The organism is Ignavibacteria bacterium (assembly GCA_036262055.1).
Lineage (GTDB): Bacteria > Bacteroidota > Ignavibacteria > Tepidaquicellales > Tepidaquicellaceae > DATAJP01.
In genome coordinates this window covers 25,009-47,698 of the sequence record DATAJP010000003.1, presented here as the reverse complement: position 1 = coordinate 47,698, position 22,690 = coordinate 25,009, and the positions used below count along the sequence as shown (strand labels likewise).

The 22,690-nt window shown below is 34.7% G+C and carries 14 protein-coding genes and 1 tRNA gene; 4 read left to right on the top strand and 11 right to left on the bottom strand.

The window, feature by feature from the left end; translation table 11 throughout:
* Window positions 1-9: 9 nt before the first annotated feature.
* Genes VHP32_07290 through tig form a run of 4 tightly spaced genes read right to left on the bottom strand, consistent with a single transcriptional unit; the run spans window position 10 to window position 7,041 of the window.
* Window positions 10-2,361 (bottom strand): YfhO family protein, encoded by a 2,352-nt coding sequence (locus tag VHP32_07290; protein HEX2787693.1) that lies wholly within the window; start codon window positions 2,359-2,361, stop codon window positions 10-12.
* 5 nt (window positions 2,362-2,366) lie between these two features.
* Window positions 2,367-5,018, bottom strand: a complete 2,652-nt coding sequence (locus VHP32_07285; protein ID HEX2787692.1) for a DUF2723 domain-containing protein — start codon at window positions 5,016-5,018, stop codon at window positions 2,367-2,369.
* Between the two features lie 22 nt (window positions 5,019-5,040).
* The gene (locus VHP32_07280; GenBank protein HEX2787691.1) at window positions 5,041-5,718 is read right to left on the bottom strand and encodes an ATP-dependent Clp protease proteolytic subunit; all 678 of its coding nucleotides are present in this window, start codon (window positions 5,716-5,718) and stop codon (window positions 5,041-5,043) included.
* A 30-nt stretch (window positions 5,719-5,748) separates the two neighbouring features.
* Window positions 5,749-7,041 (bottom strand): trigger factor, encoded by a 1,293-nt coding sequence (tig, locus tag VHP32_07275; protein ID HEX2787690.1) that lies wholly within the window; start codon window positions 7,039-7,041, stop codon window positions 5,749-5,751.
* Window positions 7,042-7,230: 189 nt separating this feature from the next.
* Between tig and VHP32_07270 the strand changes: the two genes are divergently transcribed.
* Window positions 7,231-8,451 carry a YCF48-related protein gene (locus tag VHP32_07270; protein ID HEX2787689.1) on the top strand — a complete coding sequence of 407 codons (1,221 nt, stop codon included), beginning with the start codon at window positions 7,231-7,233 and terminating at the stop codon, window positions 8,449-8,451.
* Between the two features lie 126 nt (window positions 8,452-8,577).
* Window positions 8,578-8,649, top strand: a tRNA-Arg gene (locus VHP32_07265).
* A gap of 10 nt (window positions 8,650-8,659) precedes the next feature.
* Here the strand turns inward: VHP32_07265 and VHP32_07260 are convergent.
* The 4 genes from VHP32_07260 to VHP32_07245 form a co-directional block, all read right to left on the bottom strand.
* On the bottom strand, window positions 8,660-9,568 hold the full coding sequence (locus VHP32_07260; protein HEX2787688.1) for a serine protease: 909 nt from the start codon (window positions 9,566-9,568) through the stop codon (window positions 8,660-8,662).
* A gap of 77 nt (window positions 9,569-9,645) precedes the next feature.
* Window positions 9,646-12,171: a primosomal protein N' gene (gene priA / locus VHP32_07255; GenBank protein ID HEX2787687.1), complete on the bottom strand. Its 2,526-nt coding sequence runs from the start codon at window positions 12,169-12,171 to the stop codon at window positions 9,646-9,648.
* Window positions 12,171-13,676 carry a sodium:solute symporter gene (locus VHP32_07250; GenBank protein HEX2787686.1) on the bottom strand — a complete coding sequence of 502 codons (1,506 nt, stop codon included), beginning with the start codon at window positions 13,674-13,676 and terminating at the stop codon, window positions 12,171-12,173. Before VHP32_07250 ends, priA begins: the two co-directional genes overlap by 1 nt.
* Complete coding sequence (locus tag VHP32_07245) at window positions 13,657-14,529, bottom strand: MBL fold metallo-hydrolase (protein ID HEX2787685.1); 873 nt, start codon at window positions 14,527-14,529, stop codon at window positions 13,657-13,659. Before VHP32_07245 ends, VHP32_07250 begins: the two co-directional genes overlap by 20 nt.
* 116 nt (window positions 14,530-14,645) lie before the next feature.
* On the opposite strand from VHP32_07245, the gene VHP32_07240 reads away from it, so the two are divergent.
* Entirely contained in the window at window positions 14,646-15,740 is a 1,095-nt protein-coding gene (locus VHP32_07240; protein HEX2787684.1) for a T9SS type A sorting domain-containing protein, read from the top strand.
* Between the two features lie 94 nt (window positions 15,741-15,834).
* Here the strand turns inward: VHP32_07240 and VHP32_07235 are convergent, their stop codons facing one another.
* Both VHP32_07235 and VHP32_07230 read right to left on the bottom strand, forming a co-directional pair.
* Window positions 15,835-16,593, bottom strand: coding sequence for an outer membrane beta-barrel protein (locus tag VHP32_07235; protein ID HEX2787683.1), 759 nt, complete (start codon window positions 16,591-16,593; stop codon window positions 15,835-15,837).
* A gap of 11 nt (window positions 16,594-16,604) precedes the next feature.
* Window positions 16,605-18,548 (bottom strand): ABC-F family ATP-binding cassette domain-containing protein, encoded by a 1,944-nt coding sequence (locus VHP32_07230; protein ID HEX2787682.1) that lies wholly within the window; start codon window positions 18,546-18,548, stop codon window positions 16,605-16,607.
* A 104-nt stretch (window positions 18,549-18,652) separates the two neighbouring features.
* Between VHP32_07230 and VHP32_07225 the strand changes: the two genes are divergently transcribed.
* Window positions 18,653-20,245, top strand: a complete 1,593-nt coding sequence (locus tag VHP32_07225; protein HEX2787681.1) for an alpha/beta fold hydrolase — start codon at window positions 18,653-18,655, stop codon at window positions 20,243-20,245.
* 265 nt (window positions 20,246-20,510) lie between these two features.
* Here the strand turns inward: VHP32_07225 and VHP32_07220 are convergent, their stop codons facing one another.
* Complete coding sequence (locus VHP32_07220) at window positions 20,511-22,598, bottom strand: alpha/beta fold hydrolase (protein HEX2787680.1); 2,088 nt, start codon at window positions 22,596-22,598, stop codon at window positions 20,511-20,513.
* Between the last annotated feature and the right edge of the window lie 92 nt (window positions 22,599-22,690).

Sequence of the window (22,690 nt, the reverse complement as noted above, 5' to 3'; positions counted from 1 at the left end):
AATCAAAAATTATTTCTTCTTAAAAGCAATAAATCCAAACACAACGAGACCAATTAAACTTGCGATAAGCACACTCAAAGAAATTGTTTTACCTTTGTTAAAGTTATCCGAATCGAAAACAAATTCAACGGTATGATTTCCCTGCGGAATCGTAATCGCACGCAAACAATAATCAGCTCTGATGATTTCAGTTTCTTTTCCGTCAACAAAAGCTTTCCATGCTGGATAATATATTTCGCTTAACAATAACACACCGTTTTTATCCGTTTGGACATTCAGTTTTATGCTGTTAAGATTATATTCATTAATAGTAACGCTGTTATTTGTCAAAGAATCTGCCGGCTGAATCTCAACACCCGGATTTTTTTCAAGAACAACCGTTTTATTATAATTAAATTCTGGAGTTTTCATATAATTAATTATTCCATCTTTATCGGAGATGACTTTATAATCATAAAACATTTTTGCTCGCGGCATATATCCTGAGTTTTCAACTAAACCGGCACGATTCCCTGCAACTGAAATCTTATATTTTACGTTAAGTAAATCCAGACTTTGTTTGTTGCTGGTATCTGTTTTTGACGGAGGTATTTTTCTGTCAAGTGTCAGCACATTTACTCCCTCGATTAATTGAATACCATCAATAAGACCTTGTTGACGCTGCATTAACATATTGCCGCCCTCACGCATGTTCACTCTGAATTGGTCATTAGGATTTGACGGCTTAAATTGCGCCATCTGAGAAGCATTTTGTGAATATAAAGACTGCGGACTTTGAGTTCCGTTATTTTGATCAAAACCAAACGAATACAAATCTATTGATAAGACTAAAATTGTTAAAACAAAGAAAGTATTAATATTAATTTTACTGCTTATAAATAAAAAGAAAACTCCTAAATACAAAATTGAGAACATCAAAAAGACGTTAACTTGTTTTGTTATCCATGAACCTATTTCGGCTTTCTCGGATAGCGGAAAGAATGATTTAAAAATTCCTATGTATGAACATAAAACAAACAGCAAAACAAAACCTCCGCAATACAATAAATATTTTTTATCGAAATATTTAAAGAAGTTTTTGCTATCAGAAGTTAATCTGTCAATACCGAACGCTGCGATTAAGCCAAGACAAAATGTAAACAAGAAGGTTACGTGACCGGGATTTCTGAATTTATTAAAAAACGGAATTATATCAAAAAATAGTTTATGTACAAAGAAATTTCCACCGAACGAAAACAATAATGCCATAACACCAAACAAGAGAAAAAACATTAATGGGAAGTTTGAATTACTTTTGTTATTCCAATAATACCGGATTGCGGGTATAAAAATAAATATAACTAAAAGCGAAAGATAAAGGGTCGAAATAGTGAACATCCACGCGCCTTCCTGATGCCCTCCTGCTTTTGCAACACTCCAGTATTGCATATCTCCCGAACTTTCATTCCAGTTAAATGTTCCGAATATTTTAGGAGTAAATAAAGTGAAAATATCAAGAGGATGAACGGAACCCTGCTTTCCAAAATCATAAGAAATACTTTGCCTTTCAGAATTGTCGGAAAATTCACTTGTCGAAATTAACTGTACTGAAGAAATCCCAGCAGCAATAATAACAATTGCAATATATGAAACAATAAGCTTATATATATTACTTATAGCTTTGCTCTTATAATTTTTATAACAGAGATATAAAACAAAACAGCCGAGAAAAATAAAATTAAAGAAAAATGTCTGAGGATAACCACCAAGAACACTAAAAGCCATCGAAAGTCCGGCAAGGATAATATAAAAATATTTTCCGGTATTAATGAATTTCAAAATTAGCAAAAGTGCAAGCGGCATCCATATCAATGATTCCAAAAGATTCATATGAATCATGTGAATAATCATAAAGCTTGAATAAGTAAAAATCATTGCGAACACAAATGATGCCAGACGGTTGAGCTTAAATTCTTTCGCAAGATAAAAACATATAACAGAAGCTATTAAAAAATGCAGGACTATGATATTCTGGACAACAAGCGGACTCAGTGCATCATTCGATACAAAAAACTTCATTATATAATTAAGAGGATAAAGTATTCCAATTTGCGGGTCTGCAAAAAACGGTGTTCCTGAAAACGCAAAAGGATTCCACATTGGGAAAATTCCTTTAGCAAGAGATACCGCCATTAAATATTTGCCGGGATAATAAACATATGGGAAGTCATCGTGAAGCCACCTGCTGCCGGTCAGTAATTCACGAAAAATAACAACCCAGAAGACGGTAAGTATTAAAAGAAAAAACCAATCAGTCTGGAATATATTGCTTAATTGAAAGCTAACGGATTGGTTTTTAGTATTAGTAGATTTTTTTTTCAAACAGCTTAATTACCTGACATTTTTTTCCTTATTTCATCTATCTTGGTCTTTATTGTCTGGTCGTTAGGATTCATTGACTGAAGGCGCTGAAGAATTTCAATTGCCTTTGCATATTCCTTTTTCGTTTCATAAACATCCATCAAGATTCTGTAAGGATTGTAATAGTTCTGAATATTCGTAGGATTCTGTTCAATGTCCTTCAAAGCAGAATTTTCAATGTCAGTGCTTAATGCATCGAACTTAGATCTTTCTCCAAGCTTCAGATAAAGCATTGCAGCATGATATTTTATTCTGTAATCCATCGGAACCACATCAGGAGGAATATATTGCATCATTTTATCCAGCGTTTCAATTGCTAACGGATAAGTAGATGAATCCATTGAATATACTTCTGCCAATCTAAGATATAAAGTTCTATATGTTTGTATATTTCTATTGTGATTTTCATCAAAGAAAATATTTTTGTCATTCAGCCCTCTGTAAATAAATCCATAGTGTTGTGTATTAGTAGGTGTCTGCACGGGTTGCAATAAGCTCTGACTCATAATATTCACATCCATAGCAAGTCCTGAAGCATCCGCAGCTTTATAAGGAACAAGCCTCTGAGCCATACCACCCAGTACAAGATAGTCTCCTAATCCGATAAAATTATCGTCTGTTACTGTCACTGAGAAATAAATAGGTCTCTGCCATTTATTTGCTCGGATAATGTCAAATACTAAAAGGTCATTTGCCTTAACGGCAGTTATCATTCTTCCCTGATATTGTTGTTTAATCGTAGCGGGAATTTTAAAATTAATTTTATTCGGTAAGTCAGGACGGTTCTGCATTGAATCAGGGTATGCAGTTTTAGGAACGTCAAGCGAAAACACTTTATTCTCGTCCCACTCTACAGGAGATAATTTTCTTAACTGTTCATCAGTATATGTCATCGGTACAGGCAATGCTCCGTATGGTCTGCTGTTTTTTAACTGCAGATTATACCAATCGGTCTGCGCAAGAGATAAATTCACAATTCTTACATCCTGTCTTACACCATATACTGCCTGAAGGCACCAGAGAGGGAACGTATCATTATCACCGTTTGTAATAAGGATCGCATCCTTTTCCACACTCTGAAGAAGATTATAAGCATAATCATACGGAAAGTAATTATTGTGTCTGTCGAGATATTTGTAATTTGCATTGAGCATGTTCAGCGGAACAATGAAAAGAGATATGATGAGAACGCCGCTAACAATAGGGACAAGAGGTATAGAATCCTTTATGACTTTGATAAACCATTCAATAATCCCTGCAACTCCCACTGCAATCCACATACAAAATATCATATATGCCCCCACATAGAAATAGTCCCGTTCCCGGGGTTGCGGATCCTGCTGGTTCTGATAAAGTGCAGTTATAATTCCAAAAAGCAGGAAAGCAAAGAAAAAGACAAGCGCAAGCTTCCAGTCTCGCCGGAAGTGGAAAAATACTCCAAACAATCCGATGAAAAATGGAATTCCCCATAATTTTTTAATATCCCAATCGGCTCCCTGGTCATGACTTGCTCTTCCTATAAACTGCCAGAAGAGGTATCTGTTAAACATCTCACCAATCTGATAACTCATCAAAAAATCCATATCACTTGAATAATTCTGCCAAGTTCTTTGATGCTGAGGCTCTTGTGAATATCTTCTCGGTAAAAACAACGGCTGGTCGCCATATTGTTCACGATTCAAATATGATAAAAGACGTTCTATGTTATTAGGTGTGTTCTCATTAATCGGTAAATTATCAACATTAGACCTTAACAAGACTCCTGCATATGTCGAATATCCCAGAATAATAAGAAAAATAGACATGCAGGCAATATTTAGAATCGAATTTTTTGTTTTAACGGAATAATAAATTCCAAAAATAACAAGCCCGACAAGAAGTACCGCAAGTATTCCGCTGGTTTCCATGATTGCCGGAAATTTTTTAACAATACCCGGATAGACAATAAAAAACGCTATACTTGATACAACAAATGCTATAAATAACCCCTTCGGAGTATATTGATATCTTCTGAAATAAAATAAAATTCCTGCTATGGCAATACATTGAACAACAATCAGATGGATACCTATCGATAAGCCAACAACAAAAGCCATCATAAGCAGATACTTATCGCTTCCCGCTTCATCAGCTTTCTCCCACCACAACATCATCAGATAAAGGCATAGTCCAATAAGAAATGTTCCGAAACCGTAAACTTCCGCTTCTAAGGCATTGAACCAGAACGATTCGCTGAATGCATAAGCCAATGCACCTATCAAAGCTGAACCGCAGATTAAAAGAATGTCAGCTGTTGTTTTTGGGTATCCTCTCCAGTTCATTATAATCTTTACCATAACCAAATATACAAGAAACACACATGCTGAGCTTGAGAACACTGAGAGGTAATTCATTCTCAATCCAATGTCGCCGGCAATCGGAAGCAGCGTAAACATTTTACCAACCAGAATAAAAAACGGTGCTCCGGGAGGATGCGGAACTCCGAGAGTATATGCACAGGCAATGAACTCACCGCAATCCCAGAATGAAAGTGTCGGCTGAACAGTCATCACGTAAACTACTGAAGCAACTATAAGAACTATTGCTGCAGTAATACGATTAGCTAATTTAAAATCCATTTATGTTGTTTAGGGTTTGAGTTTATTTTTTTTCCGAACGTTCTCTTTTTGATAAAATATTATCAATCAATCCGTATTTCTTTGCTTCTTCAGGCGTCATGTAATTATCCCTGTCGGCATCTTTTTCAATCTTATCAACCGGCTGGCCTGAATGTTTTGAAATGATTTCAAATAAAGTTCTTCGTGTTTTTTCCATTTCTCTTGCGTGGATTATAATATCACTTGTTTGTCCCTGCAAACCACCTGTCCACGGCTGATGCATAAGAATCTTTGAATGCGGTAGTGCAATTCTTTTTCCTGCAGCGCCGCCTGTGAGCAAAAGTTGTCCCATAGATGCTGCCATTCCCACACAAATTGTGGAAACTGCCGGACTTATATACTGCATTGTATCGTAAATTCCCAATCCTGCAGTAACGCTGCCGCCGGGTGAGTTTATATACATCATTATGTCTTTATCAGGGTCTTCTGACTCAAGGAAAATTAACTGTGCAACAATTAATGCCGCAAGCTCATCATAAATTGCAGAGCCCAGAAAAATTATTCTTTCTTTTAATAACCTTGAATAAATATCATAGCTTCTTTCTCCTCTTGATGTCTGTTCGACTACAATAGGAACAAGCTGGTTATTAATACCTGCAACGGTATTTAAACCACTATTTATATAATCACTGTGTTTTTTTATTAAATCTATATTGTGCATGTGTTAAAATTTTAGTTTGAATTAAATCGTTTATACCTCTTCTACTTCTTCCTGTTCTTCAGGTTTCTTAACTTCTTCTATTTCGGTTATTTTTGCATTATCAATAAGGAATTTCATTGTTTTCTCATTTAGGATGTTATTCATAACATCAGGGTTTTTTCCGTAAAGCTCAGCCAATTTATCAGCAGGCATATTATACTTTGCAGCAATGTCCTCTGCAAACTTTTTTATATCCTCTTCTTCAACTTTTATGTTTTCAAGCTCAGCAATCTTTTCTTTTATTAAAAACCATTTTGCCTGCTTTGTTGCATCCGCTTTATTTGCTTTTTTATATTCTTCGATTTGCTCGGAAGTTAGTTTCGCATTTTTACCCTGGCGCTTCTGATAATCTTCGGCAGCGTTTTTTAAGATGTTTTCAACAAACGCATTTGGAACAGTTACATCGTTCTGCTTAAGCAGTTCATTAATTAACTCATTTTTAAGATTTTGTTCAGAGGCATTGTCATAAATTTTGTGCAGTTCGTCTTTAATCGTATTCCTGAACTCATCAAGAGTCTTAATATCTTCTTTCGCGGTAATTTTCTTGAAAAACTCTTCATTCATTTCAGGGGCAACCAGTTTTTCAACTTTAGTTGCAGTTGCCTGAACTTTTTTCTTGCTGCCGTCAGCATCTTTTGTGCTGATTGTTCTTGTTTCACCTTCTTTGATTCCCTTTAAACCTTTTGCAAATTCTTTTGCAAGAGATTTATTGGCAAGATAAACTTTAACGTCTTTCTGAGTTTGACCGATAATGATGTTTCCGTCCTTATCCAAATCCTGCAAATCAAGTGTGACCACATATTCATTATCAAACGCTTCGCTGTCCATTTCAAGCTGTGAATTTTGAAGCTTATGATAATTAATCTCCTCATCGATAAGCGAATCATCGATTACGTATTTCTTTTTCTTAAGTTCAATGCCTTTATAGTTTTCAAGAATTATTTCAGGCTTGACTTCGAACTCTATTTTGAACTGGAATCTTCTTTGCGGCTCGTAATTAAAATCAGTTATTGCGCCGACATCGAGGATGTCGATGTCATTTTCAGTAATATGATTTCTGAAAACGTCATTTGCAATTTCTTCTAGAGCTGAATACTCAAGACTTTCGCCTACCATCTTCTTCACAATTGCAAGGGGTGCTTTTCCTTTTCTGAAGCCGGGAATTGATGCTTTATTTCTGTATTTTACAAGCGCTTTTTCGAAATGAGGCTTTAATTCGTCATATGATAGAATAAACTCAAGTTCTTTTTTGACGCTGTCAATGTCTTTAAAATTTGTTTCCAATAGTTAAAATATAAATTGCGGGAAAATAGTAATTTAAATATAATTTCGTGAGAAATATAAGCCATTAAGATACTTATTAGAATAAGAATTTACAATGAATATAAAAGAGTATATTTACATTTTTATAGTGTTTTTTATATCATTTTATAATACATTTCCTATAGCATTTAATTCAAAAATTAAACAAATATGAAAAAATTAAACTTTAAAACCGCCATTTTAAATTTAATATTTATTTTGGCTTCAGTTCAATTATCCATTGCAGATAATTGGCAATCATTTGGCACAGGAACCTCATCAGATTTGTGGGGAGTTGATTTTATTGATAATAATACCGGATGGGTTGTTGGCAATAATGGTGTGATAAGAAAAACTACAAACGGAGGAGTTAACTGGTCTGCCCAAACAAGCGGTACGTCGCAAGTATTATATAGCGTGGATTTTATTAATGCTAATTTTGGGATTGCTGTCGGAGAAAACAGAACAATCTTAAGAACAGTTAACGGAGGTGATAACTGGATTGCAGTGAATTTGGGTTCAGGAGATAAAATTCGCAGAGTCCACTTTGTTTCAGAGAATTTAATTTTCGCTGTTGGTGATCCCGGTATTGTATATAAATCTAATGACAGAGGAACTAATTGGACTATGATAACTGCTGAGTTTAACGGCGGTTTAAAAGGTTTGGATTTTTCTAATAGCGAAAACGGTTTTGTTGTAGGTCTTTCAGGAAGTGTTTTTAAAACTTCCAATACAGGCAATAATTGGAACTTGGTAAGCATACCGGTTTTGCATACATTGGAAGAGATTGATTTTATAAATAACGATAATGGACTTGCTGTAGGATATAATGCGGCAGTTTACAAAATATCAAACGGAACATGGAATAATATTTCTACCCCATATAGCAACTGGCTTTTCGATGTTGAATATGCTAATGAAAATATTGCTTATGCTGTAGGTGATTTCGGAGCTTTACTTAAAACTACAAATGGAGGATTTACCTGGAATGATGTCTGGGGTGGGACGGTTACTCTTTATGATATATCTATTCCATCAGTTTCAACAGCTTATATTTCAGGTAAAAACGGGACCATATTAAAGGGAACTGATTTAGTAGGAATCACTCCTCTTAACTCAAATGTTCCCGATAAATTCAGTTTGTCGCAAAATTATCCAAATCCTTTTAATCCAAGTACAAAAATAAAATTTGCTTTAGCAAAAAATGAAAATGTTTTGTTAACTGTTTACGATATTACCGGAAAGGCTGTGAAGAGTTTGGTAAACCAAAATCTGAATACCGGCGAATATGAAGTTGAGTTTGATGCAGGTGATTTATCAAGCGGAATTTATTATTACCGGCTTGTGACTAACAGTTTCGCAGAAACAAAGAAAATGAATTTGATAAAATAATTCAAAATTTAATCTGCGGGATTGTAAGTAGTCCCGCAGATTACTTACCTTTCATCCCCTCTAAGATAATTTTAATTAAAATTTTTAGGAGTGAATTAAAAGCTTATATAAGTTATTTTTGTATATGCTCCTGTGGTGTAATGGATAGCACAATAGATTTCGGCTCTATTTGTCAGGGTTCGAATCCTTGCAGGAGTACTAAGCTGTTTTAATTTCTTTTCAAATCTTTATTTTTTTCTTTAATTACTTCAATAAAATCCAATATTTTTTGGGATTTAATTACAACGTGAAGGTTTGAAGGTATTTTAGATTTTATAGAATCTATATTTTCAATCTTTACCATTCCCAATTCTTCATATAAATAGGTATAATAATTTATTCCCAGGAGATAGGTCCTTCGTCCTATTATATAATTTCCTTTGTTATCAACATGTTCATTGTCATAAATAATAATAGGAGATCCACTATTTCCTTTAAAATTAGGAGCATCTACTAAAAATTCTTCACGTCCTCTGTAATTTAATTTATAGGGAGATGAAGTAACCCCTTTTCTAATGACTGGAATATTATTAACATAATCCCATTGTTGTTTGGGATATCCAACAACGTAAACATTTTCTATAAAAGACAATGAATTTATTATTGAGTCATTAGGAATTGAATTTTCAGCAAAAGAAATAATAACATATTTCTGCGGTCCAAAATTTAGTTCAACAAGATTATTGATCGGATAGATTGCAAGATCAACATCCCCATCGGGATGTTTAATCCAATCTGTTTCATCAAAATCGTATGTGAATTTTTGCATATTTCCATAATCTGGTTTTTTATCTTTTACTTTTGTTAAATAAAAAGATACTTTATTAAAACCCTCTATATTATGTTTGTTAGTTAATATATAATGATAAAATTCATTATTAATATTAAACATAAAAACAATTCCAGTGCAAAATCCTTTTATAATACTTTCTTTACTAACTGTCTCATTTGAAAATTCCAAATATATAGTTGAATTAGCAATCTGCTCTGAGATTGTCATTTCTAATTGCAACTGGCCGAATAATATTTTAAAAGGAAATAATGAAATAAAAAATATTATAATAGTTTTTTTAAGCATTTTAATTATTCTCCAAATGAACGTTTAAAATAATGTTTATATTAAAATAATACAAATGAGCACTAAAATTCTTTTTATTACAATAAATTTACAGGGTCGACGTCAATTAAAATCTGGATACTTCCTTTAATTGTATCGGAATATGCTTTTACTTCTTTTAGCTTTTTATTGAGGTATGCTCCGCTTGAGTCTGTGTTTTTTGGAGATTTGATGAGCAAGTGATAACGGTACTGGTCGCGAAGTTTAGAAAACAACGGCTGGCTTGGAGGAAGCATTTTTAATTTTTTCTCGATATCTATTGAGTTCACAAAATTAAACAGTTCTTTGATTTTGCTTTCTGCAAGTAATTGATTTTCTGATTTTGTTTCGATTAAAACCAATCTGCTGAACGGTGGATAATCACATGATTCTCTCTGCATCAATTCTTTATTGTAAAATGACAGGTAATCATGATTTTTTATGTCCTCAAAAACAAAATATTCAGGATGCTTCGTCTGAATAATCACCTCTCCTTCTTTGTCTTTTCTCCCTGCCCTGCCTGAGACCTGCGTTAAAATCTGGAATGTGTGTTCGGTAGCCCTGAAATCAGGATTGAGCAAACCAATATCGGCATTTACTACACCAACAAGCGTTACATTAGGAAAGTCCAAACCTTTTGAAATCAGCTGTGTGCCGACAAGTATATCAATTTTACCATTATAAAAATCATTCAGCACTGATTCATAATATTTTTTTGATGAAGCTGAATCAGAATCCAACCGCGCAAGATTTGCCTTCGGAAAAATCTTCATAAGTTCTTCTTCGACTTTCTCCGTTCCCGCACCTTTATATACAAGCAAGGTCGAGCCGCATTTATTGCATTTGCTAATCATCGATTTTGAATAGCCGCAATAATGGCACTTAAGAGTTCCGGTTGATTTGTGGTATGTCAAAGCAATGTTGCATCTCGGGCAGAACTCAACATTGAAGCAATTCATGCATTCAATGTATGAATGAAATCCGCGGCGGTTCTGCAAAAGAATTATTTGTTCCTTTTTGTTAAGACGATTGTCTATTTCAAGCAAAAGTTCTTTGCTGATAAATCTCAAACGAACTTTATTTATGAAATCAAAAAAATCCTGCTTAACTTTTTCCGGCTCTCGTTCAAGAGTTTTTCCAAGCTGCTCTTTATCAGTTTTCTGAGTATTTACAATTTTTATTTCGGGTGGCTTTATCTTTGTTGCGCGGTGCCTCAATGTGCAAAGTTTGTACTTTCCCTTTTCCGCATTATAAAAACTTTCAATTGAAGGTGTTGCAGAGCCGAGAATGACAAGAGATTCATTTAATTTTCCTCTCATCAATGCAACATCACGACCATTATATCGCGGTGAATTTTCCTGTTTGTAAGAGCTGTCGTGTTCCTCATCAATGATTATTATTCCGATATTTTGCACCGGAGAAAAAATTGCCGAGCGCGCGCCGATGACTATTCTGATTTCATTATTTAAAATCCTGTCAAATGTATCAAGACGCTCCCCTTCCGAAACTTTGCTGTGTATAACCCCGATTATATCACCGAATCTTTCTTTAAATCTTGCGATAAGCTGAGGTGTAAGTGAAATTTCAGGAACAAGAACGATTGCGTTTTTATTTTGATTTAGAGCATCCTGAATTGCTCTTATATAAATTTCTGTCTTTCCGCTTCCCGTAACCCCAAAGAGCAAAATCGGACTGAACTTATTTTCAGACTGCATCGATTTTATTTCATTCATGCAAATTTCTTGCTCATCGCTAAGAGTAATCTCCGCAGGGTTATTATATAAATTCGATGATGCTTTTCTGAAAACTCTTTTATCAGTGAAGCCAATTAATTCTTTTTGGATTAAAGATTTTAATGAAGCTGAAGAAATTCCCGTCAATAACATCAAATCTTTCTGCGCAATTTCATTATTCTTTGCAAGAGCATTCAAAACCGCTATTTGTTTTTCGGAGCGAATTTTAAAATCTCTTATGGTTTCTTCAATATCTTTTTTATCTATACATATCTTATAATAACGGACAATTTTTTCCTTTGTAATCCGGTTAAATCTAAAATTTTTCTCAAGAACAAATGCATCGATAAGAGTTTTTATGTAAGAGGAAAGCTCGTTAGTGTTTAATCTTTTCTCAAGCTGATTGAGTGTAAGTTCAATATCATCGGATTCTTCAAACGCATTCACGATTTTAATTAAAATCTCATTGCCTTTTTTAATATTATCGAGAGCAAGCTTGTAGTTATCGGAGAGATTATAGGTTACAATTGATTTGAGATTAATATTGCGTGGAATAGATGCGAAAAGAACTTCGCCCAATGGAGCAAGATAATAATGAGCTACCCAGTTTGAAAAATCAAAAAGCTCTTTTGTGATAATCGGTTCATCATCAAGAATATCTTTTATGTAACGTGTATTTACAACGTCAGTAGTATCTTTGAGATTGATTATAATCCCGGTAAGATCTTTCTTGCCAAAGCGGACAAGCGCGCGCTTGCCCGCTTCAGCAGTCCCGATTAAATGCGAAGGAATTTCATAAGTGAACGCGCTGTAAAGCGGAAGATTAAATACGATATCGGCATACCGTGACATTATCCATTAACAGTTAAATTGGTTTTCTTGTGAAACATTCCTGTGATTGTTGCAACAACGAACGTAATTATTACACCAAAGAATGTGAACCATGTTAAATTCAATGCAGGGATTATTTTAAATTGCGGCAATATAAATAATAAGAATAAAGAAACAATTGCGACGGAATAAGAAATTATTGCATCTGACAAGTTTGCTTTCTTGCTTATCATCCCAAGCAAAAACACGCCAAGCAATCCGCCGTAAATCATAGATTGAATCTTAAGGGCATAGTCAACCGCGGGATTTTTTTCATCCTGAAATAAAAGTCCCGTGCAGATAATTACAAATCCCCAGAACAAAGTTGCATAACGTGAGAAACGCAGTTCCTTTCCGGGATTATTCGGGTCATCTTTTACTTTAAATAAATCAAATACGGTTGTTGATGCAAGTGAGTTAAATGCTGAAGACAACGTTGACATTGATGCAGACAGCAATCCTGCAACAACAAGACCTGCAATACCAATCGGAAGATTTTGAATTATGAACCTCGGAAAAATCTCATCGGACTTAGTCAAAGCGTATCCATCTATGACCATTGTTTTGAAATCAGCTCCTTGATAGAGAGCATAAAGCATAATGCCTATCAATAGAAATATCGCAAACTGGAAAAATACGATAACGCCGCTCCAGATGACTGCTTTTTGCGATGAACGTTTGTCTTCGCAGGTAAGCAACCGCTGAACAATAAGCTGGTCTGTTCCGTGTGATGCCATTGAAAGAAATGCGCCGCCTACTAACCCTCCTATTACATTATATGGTCCTGTGAAAAAACTTTGAAGCGAATCAGCAAAATTAAAATTAAAAATCTGAAACTTGTTACCAGGAGTAGCAAAGTTCACAACATCCTGCCATCCGCCGGGAAGCAATTCGAGAATGACCCAAAAAGAGGCGATAGCACCGCCTATATAAATGAACATCTGAATAACATCAGTCCATATTACTGCTTTAATGCCACCGATGTAAGAATAAACAAGAGTAATAGCACCTACAATGATAATACATTCAAGATAACCAAAACCTGTAATGAACTTAATTGGGATAGCTGTAACAAATAATCTCACACCATCAGCAAATATTCTTAAAAAGATAAAAGTGATGGATGAATATTTTCTCATAGGGTCGCCGAAACGATTGCCGAGATATTGATAAGCTGTTTCCATTTCTCCTCTATAATATCTTGGAATGAAAACAATCGCAACAACAATACGTCCAATCATATATCCGACTGCAAGCTGAAGAAACGACATATTTGTTAAATATGCGAGTCCGGGAATGCTGACAAAAGTAAGAGTACTCGTTTCGGTAGCAACAATCGAAAAACACACTGCCCACCATGGAATTTGCTTTGAGCCGAGGAAATAATCTTTAGCGGATTTTTGCTTACCGGAAGATAAAATCCCGAATAATGCAACACCGATTAAATAAACGACTATAATAATGTAATCAACTGAAGAGAAGTTCATTATCTATTTCGTTATGTTTTTCGAATAAATGCCCTTTTTCTGTTTGAGAAATTTTTCCGGTTACATGATGCGGGTCGTGTTCAAAAAAAACCGAACGTTTATTATCAGCTATGTCGGTTAAGAATTTTCTTTTTTCTTCGAGTGTTGTTAAAGGAAACAAATCATAACCCATTATGAATGGAAGCGGAATATGCCCTGCTGTTGGGATTAAGTCTGCAAGATACAGCATAGATTTTTTCTCATCAGCAATTTTTATTAACTGCATTGCCTTTGTGTGCCCATAAACAGGATGAAGAGAAATATAATCATCAAACTTATGCTCGCCTGAAATTTTTCTCAAAACTTTTTTCTCATCGAGTATTACATAATTTTCAGGGAAAAAACTTGCTTTGTCACGCTCAGTAGGATTCAATGCCCATTCATAATGTTCTTTCTGAACATGATATGTCGCATTGGGATAAGAAATTTTTAACTGATGTTCTTCATCATAATAAGTATTTCCGCCTGCATGGTCAAAATGCAGATGAGTTAAGATAACATCAGTTATGTCTTCGCGTTTATAACTAAGTTCTTCGAGAGATTTTTCCAAGGTATATTTTGAAAAATTCACAACATAAATTTTATTTAGTTTATCGGAAAGTTTATAGCCGATTCCGGTATCTATAAGAATTTTTTTCTTATCACTTACAAGCAGCATCGCACGGGTGCACATTTCAATCCTGTTCAAATCATCCGAAGGATTTGTTTTTGTCCATAACGGCTTTGGCACTACGCCGAACATCGCCCCGCCATCAAGCTTAAAAAGCCCCGTCTGGACAGCAAAAACCTTGTAATTTCCAATCTTAGCAATCATCAGCTACCATATTTTTAAGTGAAATTTCAAATTAAAAATTAATAAGTTTAGAAACTATTAAATAAGTTAGGGACTTTCGCTTTTAGCGTTAAAACCTCGCAATAAAAAACCTTGCCATGAAAAAAATTTTATTAGTCGCAATCATCCTGCTGAATGCAGGAATAATTTACTCACAAGCATCGAATTATTTCCCCGCATCGACAGGATATAAATGGTATTACAAAGAAACTCCTCTGGATTCTCTGAACAACCCCATAACTTCTGCATCAACATACAGAATAGATTCATTTGCTGTTAACAATGTGATGTTTCACGGCTACAATGCAGCGAAAGTTGTTTCTAAATCGGGATTGATAACCCAAACACAACCCGCGCCATACAACGACACAGCATATTACAGTTTTCAGTCAAATGATGCTTATAATTATTTAAGAATTTTACCCGGACTTGACAGCATTCCTATTCTTCAACAAATCGGATTGATTGCCTTTCTGAAAGGAATGGAAAATTGGTATAACGTCTACAGGTTTAATAATGCTGTAAATACCAACTATACAATTGTTACGAAGGATACGACATTTACTTATGATACCTTAACTCTTCCCATAAGGATAACAATGACAGGGCGAAGATTAAATGACGAAAATGTTTCAACGGTTGTAGGAACTTTCCTTTCTAAGAAATTTTTATTCACTTATAATTTAAGTTATCTCATATTAATTCCACCGCTTCCGCCCATACCAATAACTCTTGTACAGATTCCTGAAACAACTTATGTTGCAAACAATATATGGATGGTAAAAAACGTGAGAGCCTCTGCAAATGTTAATTTAAGCCAGCTTGGTTTTCCAATTACATTTTCCGTTCCCGGAACTATGACGGAACTTACTACCGAACCATCCGGGATTTCAAACATAGGCAGTACAATTGCAACGTCATTTGTTCTTAAACAAAATTATCCGAACCCGTTTAATCCAATGACTAAAATAAAATTTATTGTTCCGGCAAATGTGAATGGTCAATTGTCAAATGTAAGACTTGTTGTTTATGATGTCTCAGGAAAACTTGTAAGTGAATTAGTAAATGCGCGGTTAAACAGTGGTGAGTATGAAGTTGATTTCAATGCTGTTGGACTTGCAAGCGGAACGTATTTTTATGAATTACAGGCAAATAATTTCAGAATAACTAGGAAAATGGTTTTGCAGAAATAAAAATGTGAAATCGTGAAGTGTGAAGTTGTGAATTAATACTTAAAGAAATTAATATAGTATTCACAATTTCGCACTTCACAACTTCACGAATTAATTATATTCCCCAACCTAAACGTAAGCCGGTAAACACAACATAGTTAAGTGTAGAAATTTTATCTACATATTGAGTGCTGCCAAGATTGTTCAAACCGCCGTAATCCATTCTGGTTCCTAAAATAATACTTGTTACAGGATTAAGCATATAATTAGCAGTCAAGGTTCCGGTTAAACCAAAGTCAAAATTTTTATAACCATAACCTGCCTGGCTTGGGGTATTCAATAATATTCCTACATAAGGACCTCCGTTAAACATTATTCCCACTTTATCAGTTACCATTCCGCCGAAATTTATGTTAAGAGGAATGTTTAAGTAATTATTGCTGAAATCCGTAGACGAACTATCAAAACCGGGGTTTGTCCCTACTAATGATTTAGGATCAACTGTAAATTTCTTTTTTACATAGGCAAGTCCCGTAGAAAATTTTACAGCATTGAACAAACTGAAATAGGTTAAAACTCCCGTGGTAATTCCACCTTGTGATTTTGTTTCCAGGTTTCCATTCAGGTTTGATGTTTTGTCAACAGTTGCGCTCGTTCCTCCGTATCCTAATTGAAAATCTATGTAAAAATCAAAAATTTCACCTCTCATTATATCGTTCATTTTTTTCTCGCTCTTGTAGTCCTTCTCAACTTTCATTCTTTCACTTTTATCCAAAATTTTTAAAGACATCGGGTCGTCTTTCCAGCCGGCTTTTGCAAAACCTGCTGCGAAAAAAACTAAGACCATTGAAACAACAAGTATTTTTTTTCTCATTAGTATGTTTTTTAAGTTAATAATGTTTCTAATTCGGTTAATTTTTCAGTCTCTTTTTCCCACTGAGAATAATTTACAGAAATTCTTTCTTTAAGTGAATTGTATTCTCCGGTAATACTTTTTATATCATCGGTTTTTTTAAAAAAATCCTGCGCTGACATAATTGATTCAATTTCTTTCAAACGTTTTTCAAGAGCGGTCATTTCAAGTTCAAGCTCGGAGATTTTTTTCCTTATAGGAGTAATTTTTTTCTTAATTTCCTTCTTTGCCGAATAGGTATTTTTTACCGGCAATGAATTTTTCAGCGAAGATTTTTCTTCGATTTCTTTTTTAGCCGGAGAAGATTCTCTATCTTTTGCTTTTAAATAATCCGAAGAATTGCCATAATATATTTTAATCTTTTTATCTTTAACCTCGATTACCTTATTAATAATTCCATCCAAAAAATATCTGTCGTGCGAAACAACAAGCACTGTTCCCTCATATGCATTGAGCGCTTCCATAAGAACATCTTTTGAACGCATATCCAAATGATTTGTCGGCTCATCAAGAATCAAAAAATTTGAAGGCTCAATAAGCATTTTTGCAAGCGCAAGTCGTGATTTTTCTCCGCCTGACAAGACTTTCACAAGCTTAAATACATCATCCCCTCTAAACAAAAAACTCCCGAGAATGTTCCGGAGATTTTTGGCAATTTCACCGTTTGCGCATTCTTCCATTACTTCAAGGACTGTTTTGTCGGGGTCAAGTTCATCTGACTGATGCTGTGAGTAATATTTAATATCAACAAGATGTCCGAGTTTTATTTTACCTTTTGATATGCTCTCAAATCCTGCAATCATTCTTGCAAGAGTTGACTTCCCTGCTCCGTTCACACCAACAAGCGCAATTTTTTCACCGCGTTCAAGTATTAGGTTTATATCTTCGAGAATATATTTTTTATCGTCGTATGTTTTATATAAGTTTTCTATTTCAAGAGAAATTTTTCCTGAATGTGTCGCCGGAGGAAATTTTATCTTGATGCTGTTTTCTTCATCCTCAAGCTCGATTATGTCAAGCTTTTCAACAAGTTTAATCCGGCTTTGCACTGCTTTCGCCTTTGTCGCCTTATATCTGAATCTCTCGATAAATTTTTCCTGCTGTTTTAAATATTTATCCTGATTTTTCTTCTGATTTTCAAGAAGAGTCTTTCTCTCTTCTTTTTCTTTTACATAAAAAGAATAATTACCTGAATATAACGTAACTTTACCCATGCTTATCTCAATTGTCTTATCTGTAATGTTGTCAAGAAAATTTTTATCATGCGAAATAAGCAAAATAGCGCCGTTATAATTCTTTAAATAATTTTCAAACCAGATTAGTGACTCGATATCAAGATGGTTTGTTGGTTCGTCAAGTAAAATCACAGAAGGATTTTTAAGAAGAAGCTTTGCAATCGCAATTCTCATTTGCCATCCGCCGCTGAACTCGTCGGTTAATCTGTTAAAATCATCATTTTTAAATCCAAGCCCTATGAGGATTTTTTCAATCTTTGATTTTAGTTTAAATCCGTCGAGGTCATTAAACTTTTGCTGAAGTTCAGTATAGTTCTCGATTAAATCCAGAAATTGTTCGGATGAATGGTCGGTGAACGTTTCCATTTCACTTTCAATGTCTGCAATTTCATTCTGAATATTATTTATATCATCAACCGAAGAATAAACTTCATCATATAAAGTTTTTCCTTCATAAGTCAGACCTTCCTGGGGCAAATATCCGAATGTTGTATGCTTGGAAAAACTTACAACACCTTCCTCCGGCTGGAATTCATTAATAAGAATTTTCAGCAAAGTCGATTTGCCTGCACCATTTGAACCGACAAGTCCGATTCTGTCTCTTCCGCTTATCTGAAATGAAACATTTTTGAAAAGATTTCTTGCACCGAAATTTACCGTTATGTTATTTGCTGAAATCAAAATTTATTTGCTCTCAAACTCAATTTTTAACAAAAAGATGCATTAATAAGTTTATTTATATGTATAATATAAATATTTTATATCTCTATTTAACTGATATAATTATGAAATTGTGCCTGGTTTTTTTGATTGCAATGTCTTTCATAATTTCTACTTCTAATGCATATGGATTTGGAGATTTATATGAAGTCAAAGAAACCGAATTTTTTTATGAATTAAGTGACGGAGTTAAGCTTGACTGCTCAATATATAAACCTGTTGCTGATGTTCCTGCAAACGGCTGGCCTGTAATAATTTACTGTCACGGTTTCGGAAAATCTAAACGAGATGTTGCAGAACTTGCAAGATCGCAGGCAGCATTCGGGTATTTAACTTTTATTTATTCAATGCGTGGTCAGGGTCGTTCAAAAGGCGAATCACATCTGATAAGCCGTGTCGAGATGGAGGACCTTCAGGAACTTGTCGCCGCAATAAAAAAGCGAAAGGACGCAAGCGATGATAATGTTGCAATAACCGGTTCGTCTCAGGGAGGAATAATCCCGTTTATGGCGAGTTGTTATGGAATGAAAGTTAGATGCATTATCTCAGATTTAGGTTCTCCGACTTTTGCATCAAGCTGGATTCAGAACGGAAGCATTAGAATGAGCTTACTATGGTCATTAAGCTACAGTGATAATGTTGTGCGTTATGATGATGACGTTCAGGAGTTCAGAAAAATTATTTTAGATAATGACCCTGATGATGTTCGGGATTTTCTCGAAGAATTTCTCGAAAACAGGGATTTTTCGAAGGAAGTTATTAATAACCAGAACCCGATAATGTTTTCAAATTCATGGAAAGATGTATATTTTAATTCCAATGGTATAATAAAAACTTTAAGCAGCAGCAACAAATACAATAAATTTTATTTCGGCGCAATAAAAGGTCACAGTTCGGATACAAATTTATCAGAGACCGAGTATCATAATGAAATGATAAGCAAATGGATCCGTTACTGGTTATTCAGTGAAAACAATGGAGTCGCCGATACTCCAAAATATACTTATTCATTCGGTGGGTATCCGATTTTTGAAAACAGCTGGACATACTACCGCTTCAGCAGTAATTATTCACCTTTTACAAATAATAAAAAAATAAAATTTTTTTTATGGAATACCAAATTAGAGCAGTATGAAAACTATGATAAAGATTCAGTTCTTCTGTTAAATGACGCAGATGAGAATTTGACAATGCGTGAAGCTATTAACAGTGAATTTACCGGAAATTACTTTAATTCCAAGTTCAGGAAGCAAGTTATAATTATGGATTCTTCCCCGTTAACTTATAATTACAATGTAATTGGAATACCGGAAATAACTTTAAACCTTAAATATACATCTCAAGTTTATCAGATAAACATCCAGATTTGGGAAGTTAATGAATTCAACGATGTTCATTTTGTTTCAAGTATAAACTATACTAACTGGAATAACAAATCCGATAAAGAAATCCGCAAAGAAATTGAAGGCAATGCCGTAGCGCATACATTTCACAAAGGCAGCAGGATACGACTTGTGATAACAAATTTAGATACAAGGAATGATGATTCCGAACTTCGCACTAACCCTTACGTTCTGCCGGTCTTAAACCGCAATGCCGGCATTATTTATACCGGAGGCAAAAACGGAAGCTTTATAGAGTTACCTATTCTAGAGTAAAATTTTTTAGTAACACAAAAACACAAAATTCATTTTCTGCCGTTGTTGGTGTTTTCACCAACAACCAACCAAACTATAAATCTTTTTTAAAAAGGGGTAAAAGAAACGCAAGATTTTGCGTCTTTACGAGTAATTCTTGGTTTACGGAAATAAAAAAAGGGGCGGTTATTGCTAACCCTCCCCCTTGGATTGGAATAACCACCCTGAAAAGTTATTCCACATTTTTGGTTTACCGTTAATCTTTAACAGGGTGAACCATACTCATTTATTTAATCAACATCATTTTCTTTACACCTACAAAGTTATCAGTCGAAAGTCTGAAGAAGTACATTCCTGATGCAAACGTTGTTGCATTCCAGTTATATTCATGCAAACCCCCTGCCAAACTTTGGTTGACAAGTGTTGCTACTTCTCTACCGACGATGTCATAAATTTTCAATGTAACCATTCCGTTATAATCTGCAGGCAACGAGAATTTAATCTTTGTTGAAGGATTGAATGGGTTCGGCGAATTGTCAAATAATGTTGTTTCTTCTGATTCTCTTGATTGAATATTAGTTGTCATGTTGTCTGTTCCAATTGCATTCTTCATTGGAATGTCTATATATGACTCGTTGAAGAAAATTTTGTTTGTTCCTTTTTTAAGAATAGGAAGAACGTGCGGGTTTGTTCCTAAGAATGACTCACCAGGTCTTGTATCAAGATTCGTAACCTTTACTAAAATTTTGCTTCCTGACTGGAACTGATGCGCATGCCCAATACCTTTTATGGTTATAGATTTCTTTGCATTAGCAGTATAATTTCTGTCTGTATAATTTACTCTGTTAATAAATTGTATCTCACCATTCGATCTTTGCTCATATATCTGGAAGTTAAACTGACAAATATCAGCAGAAGATGAATATGTTAATTTAATTTCAGGAGCTCCGACCCATCTTTTTGCACTTGTTAACACCGGTGAATAGAAGCTTACTTCCTGTTTCGCGAATTTTGAAGCAAACTCTGTTCCTGTAAATTCTTCATTTACACAATATGTCATTGCTAAATTATTAACCTTTGCACCGGTAGAAAAAGATTTGCTCGCAGTATTGCTTGTATTTTTTGTTGTAGTCAACTTGTCTCTTGAGTTGAAATAATATCTTGTGTTTGTATATCCAACCGGAGGCCATACTGCAGAACTATCGTGAATATAACTCCACATATTGTCTTGACGCGGGAATGTTGTCAATGCATAGTGGAAATCAGGACGAGTGTCTAATCCCTGATTATATCCCCATAAGTAATGGAAGAAGAATTCATTAAAGAAACTCATATGCCAATTTGTTTCAGGCGGATATGTATCGCCGCCATGTCCCATTACCGCGCCTAAGTAAACATACTTTGGAGCAGTTATATTCGGAAAAGATTCAATTCCCTGACGCGCATTAAAGAAATAATCCTGCCATGAATTTTCAACCATTATCGGAGTTGTATTCTTATAAACTATATCGGAAAAATCTCTGTCTTTCGGAACGTTAATATTAAGAGAATCCCACAATTTAGTTTTATAACCTGATGCATAGACCCAGTCTGACATTCTGTCAACCAATGGAGTATATCTTGCCTCAGTTGGCTCATACTCAATTGTCCATAAGAAAGTCATTTTAATGCTTCCATTGTCAATCCAGCTTGAAGCAAATTGGGGTGAAGTCACAGATGAAATAATTGCTTTAACTTTCATTCCCATGCATGAAGCCATATAAGGAAGCGTTCCTCCTTGTGAACCGCCCATTATCAATACACTATTTGAATCACCACCAACGTTATCGAGTTTTACATAATTTACAAGTTCCATCAAATCCAACGCTTCAACTTTACTTATTAAATTTGATAGTCCTTCAGAATTACCCTGTCCACGCACGCTGTAGGTATAAACTACATAATTATATTCAGCTTGTGCACGCGCCATTTGCTCATGCACTTCTTTTCTGTCCGCATAGCCGTGGACCATTATGACAACGGGATAACCGTTAGGAAGATAAATATTCGGTTCGCTTGGATAGAATTTTGAGCAATCCATCTTTACACCATCTCTTAAAGTAATAAGAAAATCTTGTTTTAAAACTGTGTAATCTCTGTTCGGATCTTTTGGAACAACACTCGGAACGAGATTGTATTGATAAGAATCCAAATCGTGAGGAATTTTCATCTTAATTTTCTCACCGTGATATGGAATAACCGGAAGTTCACGTTCGATTTGTTCTTTGCCGGGAAGATCTGCATCTCTCAAATCTTCTTGTGAAAAAGAAGATTGGACGCTAAGAAGCATCATACCGAGAAGGATGGTTAGAGATTTGATAATTAGTTCTTTCATGTTTCCTATGGTTAATTAATAAAATAACTTTTCTTTTTAACATCGTTTCTCCTTATCGCCTACCTTTTCATTCCTGTCTCCTCAGGAATTTA

Bases quoted from the DNA above. Each gene is read 5' to 3' on its own strand.
- VHP32_07285 (HEX2787692.1), bottom strand. From the start codon at position 5,018: ATGGATTTTAAATTAGCTAATCGTATTACTGCAGCAATAGTTCTTATA.
- VHP32_07280 (HEX2787691.1), bottom strand. From the start codon at position 5,718: ATGCACAATATAGATTTAATAAAAAAACACAGTGATTATATAAATAGT.
- VHP32_07270 (HEX2787689.1), top strand. From the start codon at position 7,231: ATGAAAAAATTAAACTTTAAAACCGCCATTTTAAATTTAATATTTATT.
- VHP32_07260 (HEX2787688.1), bottom strand. From the start codon at position 9,568: ATGCTTAAAAAAACTATTATAATATTTTTTATTTCATTATTTCCTTTT.
- priA (HEX2787687.1), bottom strand. From the start codon at position 12,171: ATGTCACGGTATGCCGATATCGTATTTAATCTTCCGCTTTACAGCGCG.
- VHP32_07250 (HEX2787686.1), bottom strand. From the start codon at position 13,676: ATGAACTTCTCTTCAGTTGATTACATTATTATAGTCGTTTATTTAATC.
- VHP32_07245 (HEX2787685.1), bottom strand. From the start codon at position 14,529: ATGATTGCTAAGATTGGAAATTACAAGGTTTTTGCTGTCCAGACGGGG.
- VHP32_07240 (HEX2787684.1), top strand. From the start codon at position 14,646: ATGAAAAAAATTTTATTAGTCGCAATCATCCTGCTGAATGCAGGAATA.
- VHP32_07235 (HEX2787683.1), bottom strand. From the start codon at position 16,593: ATGAGAAAAAAAATACTTGTTGTTTCAATGGTCTTAGTTTTTTTCGCA.
- VHP32_07225 (HEX2787681.1), top strand. From the start codon at position 18,653: ATGAAATTGTGCCTGGTTTTTTTGATTGCAATGTCTTTCATAATTTCT.
- VHP32_07220 (HEX2787680.1), bottom strand. From the start codon at position 22,598: ATGAAAGAACTAATTATCAAATCTCTAACCATCCTTCTCGGTATGATG.